We start from the raw sequence: 2,274 nt of genomic DNA on the forward strand, positions 1-2,274 counted from the left end.
GCGTAAGCGAGTTGATTCGGGTCGATGTCTACCGCCGTCACGCGATGCCCGGCAGCTGCAAGAGCGCGTGCCGTATACCCGGCTCCGCTGATGGCGAAAACCCGGCTCTGCGGTTTGAAGGCGCGCAACTCGATGCCGCAGTCCTCATAGGTCTGCCCAAAAATGAGCGGATGAGCCTGAACACGGAACGGGCCACTCCGCCACGGGGTTGAGACAGTTTCACGCCTGTGAAACATGGGGGCTATCCTCCGCTGCAATCCAAATCAAAACCAGGAAAGCCAGGTTCTGCACGATCATGCCCCCAGGGTCGGGAATCAGGTGCCTCGCCCAGATCGTTCCACCTGCGTTCATAGCGACGAGCAGCACAGTCTGCACTAGGGCCGCCTGGCGCATTCGCTGCCCAGACAAGACCCACGCGGCGATACCGCATTCGGCTAGGCCCAAGGCGATCAGTGCCGCTCTAGCCGCCCCAGGGCCAATGAAGGGTACCGATGCAATCACATCCGCGTGCCGGGGCACACCGCCCAGAAGCTTGCACCACAAGCCTTCGTACAACCAGACAATTGCGATTGAGGCGCGAATCAGTTTTGGATCAGGCCTCATTTGGAGTGTCATCGCCTTGTCCTCCTTCGGCCAGAACGATCAGATCTACAATCTTCGAGCGCAGCGGTTTCAACAGCGCGAATCCAGAAATCTTCAAACCGCTGACCAGAAGCGCGAGGCTCTTTTTGCGCAACATCCGCGTTTGCCACTGACCTGGAGAGCGATCGTAGATCCAATACAGAATCAGGCCCATTTGATATAGCCACAGCAACTTCGGCAGATGCGGCGCAAGTTCCTTCGGAACCCGTACATCCCGGGACTCGTCAATCATTCGGGCAAAGTACGCCTCATCGCGTTCCCGAATATGCCTCGTTGCCTCGCTGAACGGTGACAGACGGTTCTGCGGGTCAGCCGAGTGCCCCAGCAGTGCGCCGAGGAAGGTGCGATTCGGCTCGAAGTATTCAAACTTCACCGCCATCAGGGCCTCCACCTTTTCCTCGAAATGGCTCGCGCCGGCGAGAGCGGCTTCCATTCTGGGGGTCATTGCCTCAGTGGCCCGCTCATAGAACGCCATCACCAGGTCTTCCTTCGACTGAAAATAGTAGTAAGCCGATCCCAGTGACACACCAGCCGCGGCTGCGATCCCGCGCATCGTGGTTTCCTCAAATCCCTGGTGTCGGAAGAGGTCCAGTGCGACGTCGAGGATGCGGGCGCGAGTGACTTCGGATTTCTTGATCGAGGTGGCTGTTGTCATTGTTTTGAACGTGTTCGAAAATAGAATGCCTCGAGCAGTTCGGCATGTCAAGGATTATTTGAACGCGTTCATTTTTGGACTAGGGCTGATCTGGGCCTGGGCTCGCGGTCGCTACTACACCCCTAAACGATAGTATTAGCACCCAATTAGGCACCCAATTACACCCAATTCGGTGTTAGCGGGAGTACCAGGTGCATTCAATTCAACATTCATTTTATTTGAATATTGTATAATCTGACCATGTTGAGGCCGCTCGATATCGTTGTCATGCTCAAGCTTTCGCTGGAGAACAGCGAACGGCCTCCGTACCTGCGCCTGGCGAACGAACTCCATCTCTATCCGTCAGAGGTCTACGCTTCGGTGAAACGTGCGCGGGCGTCGCACCTCGTTCAAGGCCCGGAACTCGGAGATCGCCTGAACCGCTCCTCCCTGCTCGAATTCCTGATTCATGGAGTTCGATATGCTTTTCCTGCCGAGACCGGCGCGCCGACCCGAGGGGTTCCAACGAGCTATGCCGCTCTTCCACTTTCGAAAACCATTTCTGATGCCGGCGAGTTGCCGCCAGTCTGGCCATACGCGGATGGGAAGGTTCGTGGATACAGCTTTGCGCCCCTCCACAAGAATGTCCCGGAAGCTGCATTGGAAGATGAGCGGCTCTATGAATTGCTGGCCCTGGTGGACGCTCTCCGTAATGGGCGGGCCAGAGAACGAAACCTGGCGAGTCAGGAGCTGACGCGAAGGTTGGAGATGCCCACCAATGCCAAATCCTAATCTTGAACTGCTGGAACTGGCGGCTGACAGATTACGCCAGCTCCTCCCGGAAATTGTCTTTGTCGGCGGCTGCGCAACCGGTTTGCTGATCGACGATCCGGCCGCCGCACCTGTGCGCGGAACCTACGACGTGGACGTTATCGCGGAGATTGCTTCCTACGCCGAGTACACCGTCTTTTCCGAGCGGCTTCGCGCTCTCGGATTCA

General features: G+C 57.2%; 4 protein-coding genes and 1 pseudogene. 2 read left to right on the plus strand and 3 right to left on the minus strand.

Annotation, left to right across the window (positions count from 1 at the left end; translation table 11 throughout):
• From WA354_RS17925 to WA354_RS17935, 3 genes are all read right to left on the minus strand, one after another.
• The coding region (locus WA354_RS17925; RefSeq protein ID WP_472814388.1) for a hypothetical protein at positions 1-236 on the minus strand (236 nt) is incomplete at its 3' end.
• On the minus strand, positions 220-615 hold the full coding sequence (locus WA354_RS17930) for a DoxX-like family protein (RefSeq protein ID WP_472814389.1): 396 nt from the start codon (positions 613-615) through the stop codon (positions 220-222). The genes WA354_RS17925 and WA354_RS17930, both read right to left, overlap by 17 nt.
• The gene (locus WA354_RS17935; protein ID WP_472814390.1) at positions 593-1,297 is read right to left on the minus strand and encodes a TetR/AcrR family transcriptional regulator; all 705 of its coding nucleotides are present in this window, start codon (positions 1,295-1,297) and stop codon (positions 593-595) included. Before WA354_RS17935 ends, WA354_RS17930 begins: the two co-directional genes overlap by 23 nt.
• 267 nt (positions 1,298-1,564) lie before the next feature.
• Between WA354_RS17935 and WA354_RS17940 the strand changes: the two genes are divergently transcribed.
• Together WA354_RS17940 and WA354_RS17945 are read left to right on the plus strand one after the other, a co-directional pair.
• Entirely contained in the window at positions 1,565-2,068 is a 504-nt protein-coding gene (locus WA354_RS17940; protein WP_472814391.1) for a hypothetical protein, read from the plus strand.
• Positions 2,055-2,274 (plus strand): annotated as a pseudogene (locus WA354_RS17945) (hypothetical protein); the annotation flags it as partial. The gene WA354_RS17940 and the pseudogene WA354_RS17945, both read left to right, overlap by 14 nt.

The organism is Occallatibacter sp. (assembly GCF_049802275.1).
GTDB lineage: Bacteria > Acidobacteriota > Terriglobia > Terriglobales > Acidobacteriaceae > Telmatobacter.